General features: G+C 67.7%; 8 protein-coding genes. 5 read left to right on the forward strand and 3 right to left on the reverse strand.

What is annotated here, in order from left to right; genetic code table 11:
* Window positions 1–222: 222 nt before the first annotated feature.
* Entirely contained in the window at window positions 223–1,035 is an 813-nt protein-coding gene (locus tag QK444_RS30510; RefSeq protein WP_282785563.1) for a carbon-nitrogen hydrolase family protein, read from the forward strand.
* On the opposite strand, the gene QK444_RS30515 is transcribed toward QK444_RS30510, so the two are convergent.
* Together QK444_RS30515 and QK444_RS30520 are read right to left on the reverse strand one after the other, a co-directional pair.
* Window positions 964–1,878, reverse strand: a complete 915-nt coding sequence (locus tag QK444_RS30515) for a SigB/SigF/SigG family RNA polymerase sigma factor (protein WP_282785564.1) — start codon at window positions 1,876–1,878, stop codon at window positions 964–966. The genes QK444_RS30510 and QK444_RS30515 overlap by 72 nt on opposite strands.
* Window positions 1,878–2,300: an ATP-binding protein gene (locus tag QK444_RS30520; protein ID WP_143981495.1), complete on the reverse strand. Its 423-nt coding sequence runs from the start codon at window positions 2,298–2,300 to the stop codon at window positions 1,878–1,880. Before QK444_RS30520 ends, QK444_RS30515 begins: the two co-directional genes overlap by 1 nt.
* Window positions 2,301–2,435: 135 nt before the next feature.
* Here QK444_RS30520 and rpe point away from each other — a divergent pair, with 135 nt between their 5' ends.
* A complete protein-coding gene (rpe, locus tag QK444_RS30525; protein WP_029924469.1) occupies window positions 2,436–3,098 on the forward strand; it encodes a ribulose-phosphate 3-epimerase in 663 nt (220 codons plus the stop codon).
* Window positions 3,099–3,108: 10 nt separating this feature from the next.
* Here rpe and QK444_RS30530 read toward each other — a convergent pair whose 3' ends face one another.
* Window positions 3,109–3,555, reverse strand: coding sequence for a hypothetical protein (locus QK444_RS30530; RefSeq protein ID WP_282785565.1), 447 nt, complete (start codon window positions 3,553–3,555; stop codon window positions 3,109–3,111).
* A gap of 448 nt (window positions 3,556–4,003) precedes the next feature.
* Here QK444_RS30530 and QK444_RS30535 point away from each other — a divergent pair, with 448 nt between their 5' ends.
* The 3 genes from QK444_RS30535 to ribH all read left to right on the forward strand — a co-directional run.
* Entirely contained in the window at window positions 4,004–4,630 is a 627-nt protein-coding gene (locus QK444_RS30535; RefSeq protein WP_282785566.1) for a riboflavin synthase, read from the forward strand.
* 95 nt (window positions 4,631–4,725) lie between these two features.
* On the forward strand, window positions 4,726–5,985 hold the full coding sequence (locus QK444_RS30540; protein ID WP_282785567.1) for a bifunctional 3,4-dihydroxy-2-butanone-4-phosphate synthase/GTP cyclohydrolase II: 1,260 nt from the start codon (window positions 4,726–4,728) through the stop codon (window positions 5,983–5,985).
* Between the two features lie 61 nt (window positions 5,986–6,046).
* Window positions 6,047–6,466, forward strand: a 420-nt coding sequence (ribH, locus tag QK444_RS30545) for a 6,7-dimethyl-8-ribityllumazine synthase (RefSeq protein WP_282785568.1), incomplete at its 3' end; no start/stop codon positions are given.

Consider the following 6,466-nt stretch of genomic DNA (forward strand, 5'->3'; position numbering starts at 1 on the left):
CAAGGGGTGCGTGGTCGTTCGACGTGGGTCGTTCGGCTGGATGCGTGGTCGTGTGCTGAGGGACGTCCGGCGAGGGGCGCGCGGTCACTTGTCGCGGGTCTGGCGCGGCGAGTGGATGCGTGCGTTCGTCCCGGGTCGCGGGGCGAGTGGATGTGTGGTCGATCGTCGGGGGCCGTCCGGCTCAGCGGTGCGGGGTCGGTCGCCTTGAGCCATCATGTCGGAATGATCGTCGCCGCAGCGCAGTTCACCTCCCGGCCGTTCGACATCGCCGCGAACGCGGCGGCCGGGGCGGCACTCGTGCGCGCGGCGGGCGGTGCCGGTGCGGAGCTGGTGGTCTTTCCCGAACTCGCGCTCACCGGTTACGAACTGGGCGTCACCGACGAGCCGGGCCGGTTCGCCCTCACTCCGGAGGACGAGCGGCTGACCGTGATTCGCGAGGCGTGCCGGGCAGTGCGGGCGGCGGCGCTCGTCGGCTGCCCGGGCCGCGCGCCGCGCGGCGTGACGATCAGCGCCTTCGTCTACGGCCCCGACGGGGAGACGGTGACGCGCTACGACAAGCGCCATGTCACCGCGACCGAGCGGGCCGCCGGATTCGTCCCGGGCACCGTCGACGGCCGATTCAGCCTGGGCGGTACCGCTTTCGGCATCGCGATCTGCTATGACGCGCATATTCCGGAACTGGCCGAGCGCGCCGCCGCCGACGGCTGCCAGGTTCTGCTCGCCAGCTCCCTGTACGGCCGCGGCCCGGGCGAGCGGGAGCGCGCCGCGATCCTGCCCGCCTTGGCCGAGCGGAACGGCCTGCATGTCGTGCTGGCCAATCACCTCGGCCCGGCCGGTGCCTACGAGGCCTGCGGCGGCAGCGCGATCTGGGCTCCGGACGGCACCCGCGTCGCCGAATGCGCCAGCATCAGCCCGGGATTCGTCACGGCCGAGCTGTCATCGGTTGATCGCCGATCCGGACCGTCACTCCCGTGCCGACTGTTCCCGCAGGCGGGCCAGGGTTTTGGCGAGGATGCGGGAGACGTGCATCTGTGAGATGCCCATCTGCTGCGCGATCTGGGTCTGGGTCATGGATTCGAAGAAGCGCATGGTGAGGATGCGGCGTTCGCGTTCGGGCAGGCCCGCGAGCAGGGGGCGGATGGCGACGTACTCCTCGACCCGGTCGAACTGTGACTCCTCCTCGCCCAGGGTGTCGAGCAGGGATGCCTCGGTGTCGCGGCCCACCGAGACCGCGTCGATGGAGCTGGGCTGGTAGGCGTTTCCGGCGATCACGGCCTGGGTCACCTCATCGGCGTCGATCCCGAGTTCGGCGGCGATCTCCTTGGCCGTGGGGGAGCGGCCCAGCTGCTGGGAGAGGGCGTCGATGGCGGAGCCGATACGCAGATGGGTTTCCTTGATCCGGCGCGGAACCCGCATGGCCCAGGTGTTGTCGCGGAAATAGCGACGCACCTCGCCCATGATGGTCGGCACCGCGAAGGACAGGAAGTTGGAGCCGCGGGTGATGTCGAATCGGTCCACCGCGTGCACCAGGCCGACCCGCGCCACCTGGGTGAGATCGTCGAACGGCTCACCGCGCCCGCTGAATTTGCGGGCGATGTGGTCGGCCAGCGGGATGCAGCGGTTGATGAGTTCGGCCCGCAGGTCGGCGCGCCGCGTGGACTTCTCGGGTGCCGCCGCCATCGCCTCGAACAGCGCCGAGACGTCGTCGTAGCCGGAGACGCTGCGCGCGACCTCCTCCGCCTCGCCGGCATCGAGATCCTCGGCGGTTTCCTCGTTCTCGGTGCTGTCGCTGTTCTCGTTGCCGTCGCCGACCCGCTCCTCGGTGGGCTCGGGTTGCGGAGATTCCTGGGATTCGAACACGGTGTCCTCGCCGACCACTACGCCTTCCCCCGGACCCGCCGGAACTCCACGGTGGTCGGGTATCCGGCGAGCGCCGGATCGAACTCGCCCTGCGTCGCGGTCACCGAATCCGACAGGGTGCGCAGCACATGCCAGCCGAAGCCGCTCTCGTCCGGCATACCCTGCTTCTCCGCCACGCCGTCGACCGCCACCACCAGATCGGTGTCGCCGACGGTGAACCGGCAGCGCAGGGTGGAGTCGGGTTTGGCGAGCGCGATGAGGGTGGAGGCCGCCTCGTCCACGGCCAGCCGGATGTCGGCGACCTCATCCAGGGTGAAATCACTGAGCAGCACCAGTGTTTCGGCGAGTCCGCGCACGATGGGCAACTGGGAGACCGATGCGGCGACGCCGATCTCGACCGGGGTCGCGCGCAGCCCTTGTTCCGCCGAAATATTGATCACCTGCACTAGGCTACCCATTCCGTCGCGCGGCAATCAGCGCAATGCCCTGTTCGGGCGTGCCGGGGCGGTCGGGGCCGGGCCGATAGACTGCGCCCTGTGTGCACCTCCTCCACTTCCTTCCATCGGCCCCCGCCGATGATCGCCCCCTCCATCCTGTCCGCCGATTTCGCGAATCTCGCCGCCGAGCTGAAGGCCATCGAAGGCTCGGACTGGGTGCATGTCGATGTGATGGACAACCACTTCGTGCCCAATCTGACCCTGGGTCTGCCGGTGGTGCAGAGCATTCTGAAGGTGACCGACATTCCCGTGGACTGCCACCTCATGATCGAGAATCCGGAGCGGTGGGCGCCGGGGTACGCGGAGGCCGGCGCCTACAACGTCACCTTCCACGCCGAGACCACCGACAATCCGGTCGCGGTGGCGCGCGATATCCGCGCGGCGGGGGCCAAGGCGGGACTGTCGGTGAAGCCGAACACCCCGATCGAGCCCTACCTCGAGGTGCTGAAGGAATTCGACACGCTGCTCGTCATGAGTGTCGAACCTGGTTTCGGCGGCCAGTCGTTCATTCCGCACGTCTTGGACAAGGCGCGCGTCGTCCGTGATCTGGTGGACGCGGGCGAACTGCGTCTGGTGGTGGAGATCGACGGCGGCATCAATATGGACACCATCGAACAGGCCGCCGAGGCGGGTGTGGATTGCTTCGTCGCGGGGTCGGCGGTGTACGGCACCGCCGATCCGGCCGAGACCGTCGAGAAACTGCGGCAGAAAGTCGTCGCGGTCGAGGCGTCGGCCGAATAGCGATACCGGGTCAGCGCCCGAGCAGCGCCTCGAGCACCGATTCCAGCGGCGGGACCGTGCGCGCGGTCCCGGGCGCTCGCACCCAGGTGCGATATCCCGTCCGTTCGTCGTCGGCGGACGGGAGTACGACCTGTGCGCCCGCGCACGCGACGGTGGCGTACATGCGGAACAGCGTCGCCGATACCGCGGGGGTGATCGATTCCGGCCGGGCGGGACCGGTGATGAAGGTCCAGCGTCGGGCGCGGGGGTGGTGTACGACGGGGCCGGCGAGTTCCGCCTGCTCCAGTCGCCGCTGGACGCGCTCGCCGAGTTCGGCGGGCATGGTGACGGCCCCGTACCGATTGCCTATCTCGAGCAGGATGTGTCGTGACGTGGGATCGATCGATGACGGCAGGTGAAACTCGCGGCGGTAACGAACGCAGCGGGCTTCGAGTGTCGAATCGAGAAACGTGGTCACGCCGCACTCCCAAATGTGTTGTTGTCCACCTGGATCCGACCCGCTCGGGGTCCAACCTTCCTTCGGTCTAGTATGGGGATCAGCTACATAACAATCTTGCGACCATTTTCCTCTCTCCGCAAGATTTTGGTGTAAGCGAGTTGCGAACTGGGTAGAAATTTCCGTTTGCGTTGTGGTGGATAATTCGAGAAGACGGGAAATTCTGGCATTTCAATTGGAAAAGCCTGGGTAATTCGGACAATTCGATCTCGACCAGTCCGATTTCGCGTCATGTCGCTGACCTTCGGTATCGAACGCTCCTGTGAACAAGGCCGCGTGTCGACTACGACTCCGCGTCGTTACCCTGAGTGGGTACATCCCACCGCCGGGAATCCCCCGGTGGCCCGGGCTGTTGGCGCAAGCGGATGACCCGGCACGCGGGCATCGGGCCAAGAGGAGAGTGAAGGGCATGTTCACAGGCATCGTCGAGGAACTCGGCGAGATCGTGGCCGTCGAGGAGCGCGGCGACGCCTCCCGCATCACGGTGCGCGGTCCGGTGGTGACCTCCGATGCCGGACACGGCGATTCGATCGCGGTCAACGGTGTCTGCCTCACGGTCGTCGACAAGGTCGTCGAGGGTGACACCTTCACCGTGGACGTCATGGGGGAGACGCTGAACCGGTCCAGTATCGGCGGTCTGACCGTGGGCTCGCGGGTGAACCTGGAGCGGGCCGCCGCGGTCGACAGCCGCCTGGGTGGACATATCGTGCAGGGCCATGTGGACGGCACCGGCACCGTCGTCTCCCGCGATCCCCAGCAGAACTGGGAGGTGGTGCGAATCTCGCTGCCCGACAGCCTGGCTCGCTACGTGGTGGAGAAGGGTTCCATCACCGTGGACGGTATCTCGCTGACGGTGTCGGCCCTCGGTGTCGCCGCCGCCCCCGCCGCCGATGGCAATACCGACTGGTTCGAAGTCTCGCTGATCCCGACCACCCGCGAACTCACCACCCTCGGCACCGCCCCCGTCGGCACCACCGTGAACCTCGAGGTCGACATCATCGCCAAGTACGTCGAACGTCTCATCGCGCGCGGCTGAGCGCGGCGTGCCGCTGATCGAGAGGCGGCGCAAATCGGACACAGCCGCTGCCTTACTGTAATGAGGCACCTAATTCGAGATGGAGCACAGCAGACGTGACCAGGTTCGACACCATCGAGCGCGCAGTCGCCGATATCGCCGCCGGTAAGGCGGTTGTCGTCGTCGACGACGAGGGCCGGGAGAACGAGGGCGACCTCATTTTCGCCGCGGAGAAGGCCACCCCCGAACTCGTGGCCTTCATGATCCGCTACACCTCCGGTTACATCTGCGTCCCCCTCACCGGCGAGGACTGCGACCGCCTGGGCCTGCCGCCCATGTACGCGGTCAACCAGGACAAGCACGGCACCGCCTACACCGTGTCCGTGGACGCGCGCGAGGGCATCAGCACCGGCATCTCGGCCGCCGACCGCGCCACCACCATGCGGGTGCTGGCCGATCCGCAGGCCAGGGCCGAGGACCTCACCCGCCCCGGACACGTGGTCCCCCTGCGCGCCAAGGACGGTGGCGTACTGCGCCGCCCCGGCCACACCGAGGCCGCCGTGGATCTGTCGCGCATGGCCGGGCTGAGCCCCGCCGGCGTCATCTGCGAGATCGTCTCGCAGAAGAATGAGGGCGATATGGCCCGCACCGAGGAACTGCGCATCTTCGCCGACGAGCACGACCTCGCGCTCATCTCCATCGCCGACATGATCGCCTGGCGGCGCCGCCACGAGAAGCATGTGGAGCGCGTGGCCGAGGCCCGCATTCCCACCGAGTTCGGTGATTTCCGCGCCATCGGGTACAAGAGCGAATACGACAACACCGAACACGTCGCGCTGGTCATGGGCGATATCCCGGGTGCGAACGGGCTGGGGGAGGACGTGCTGGTGCGCGTGCACTCCGAATGCCTCACCGGCGACGTGTTCGGCTCGCTGCGCTGTGACTGCGGTCCGCAGCTCCACGCCGCCCTCGGGATCGTGGCCGAGGAGGGCCGCGGCGTGGTGCTGTACATGCGCGGGCACGAGGGCCGCGGCATCGGCCTCATGCACAAGCTGCAGGCGTATCAGATCCAGGACGAGAAGCAGCTCGACACCGTTGACGCCAATCTGGACCAGGGCCTACCCGCCGACGCCCGCGACTACGGCACCGGCGCGCAGATCCTCGCCGACCTCGGCATCAGCTCCATGCGACTGCTGACCAACAATCCGACCAAGCGCGCCGGGTTGGAGGGGTACGGTCTGTCCATCACCGAGCGGGTGGCCATGCCGGTGCGCGCGAATCAGCACAATCTGCGGTATCTGCGCACCAAGCGCGACCGCATGGGCCACGACCTGATCGGCCTGGACGATCTGGATCTCGGCGAAACCGCGCAGTAGGCGCGACCTTTCGATACAGCGGCTTCGACAAGAAGCTTCGACGAGAAGAGGTGGAGAACCGTTGAGTGGAGGCGGGGTTCCGACGTTCGAGCTCTCGGACGCCAAGGACCTGAAGCTGGCCATCGTCGCGTCGCGCTGGCACACCGAGATCTGCGACGCCCTGGTCGCCAACGCGGAGCGGACCGCGCGCGAGGCCGGGACCGCCGAGATCACCGTGGTGCGCTGCGCGGGCGCGATGGAACTGCCGGTGGTGGCGCAGGCGCTGGCCCGCTCGCATGACGCGGTGGTCGCGCTCGGGGTCGTGATCCGTGGGGAGACACCGCATTTCGAGTACGTGTGCGATGCGGTGACCGCCGGGCTCACCCGGGTGTCGCTGGACGAGAGCACCCCGGTCACCAATGGCGTGCTCACGGTGAACACCGAGCAGCAGGCGCTCGACCGGGCGGGGCTGCCCGGGGCGAGCGAGAACAAGGGCGAACAG

The sequence above is a fragment of the Nocardia sp. CC201C genome (assembly GCF_030010695.1).
Lineage (GTDB): Bacteria > Actinomycetota > Actinomycetes > Mycobacteriales > Mycobacteriaceae > Nocardia > Nocardia otitidiscaviarum.

Bases quoted from the DNA above. Each gene is read 5' to 3' on its own strand.
- rpe (WP_029924469.1), top strand. From the start codon at position 2,436: ATGATCGCCCCCTCCATCCTGTCCGCCGATTTCGCGAATCTCGCCGCC.
- QK444_RS30510 (WP_282785563.1), top strand. From the start codon at position 223: ATGATCGTCGCCGCAGCGCAGTTCACCTCCCGGCCGTTCGACATCGCC.
- QK444_RS30535 (WP_282785566.1), top strand. From the start codon at position 4,004: ATGTTCACAGGCATCGTCGAGGAACTCGGCGAGATCGTGGCCGTCGAG.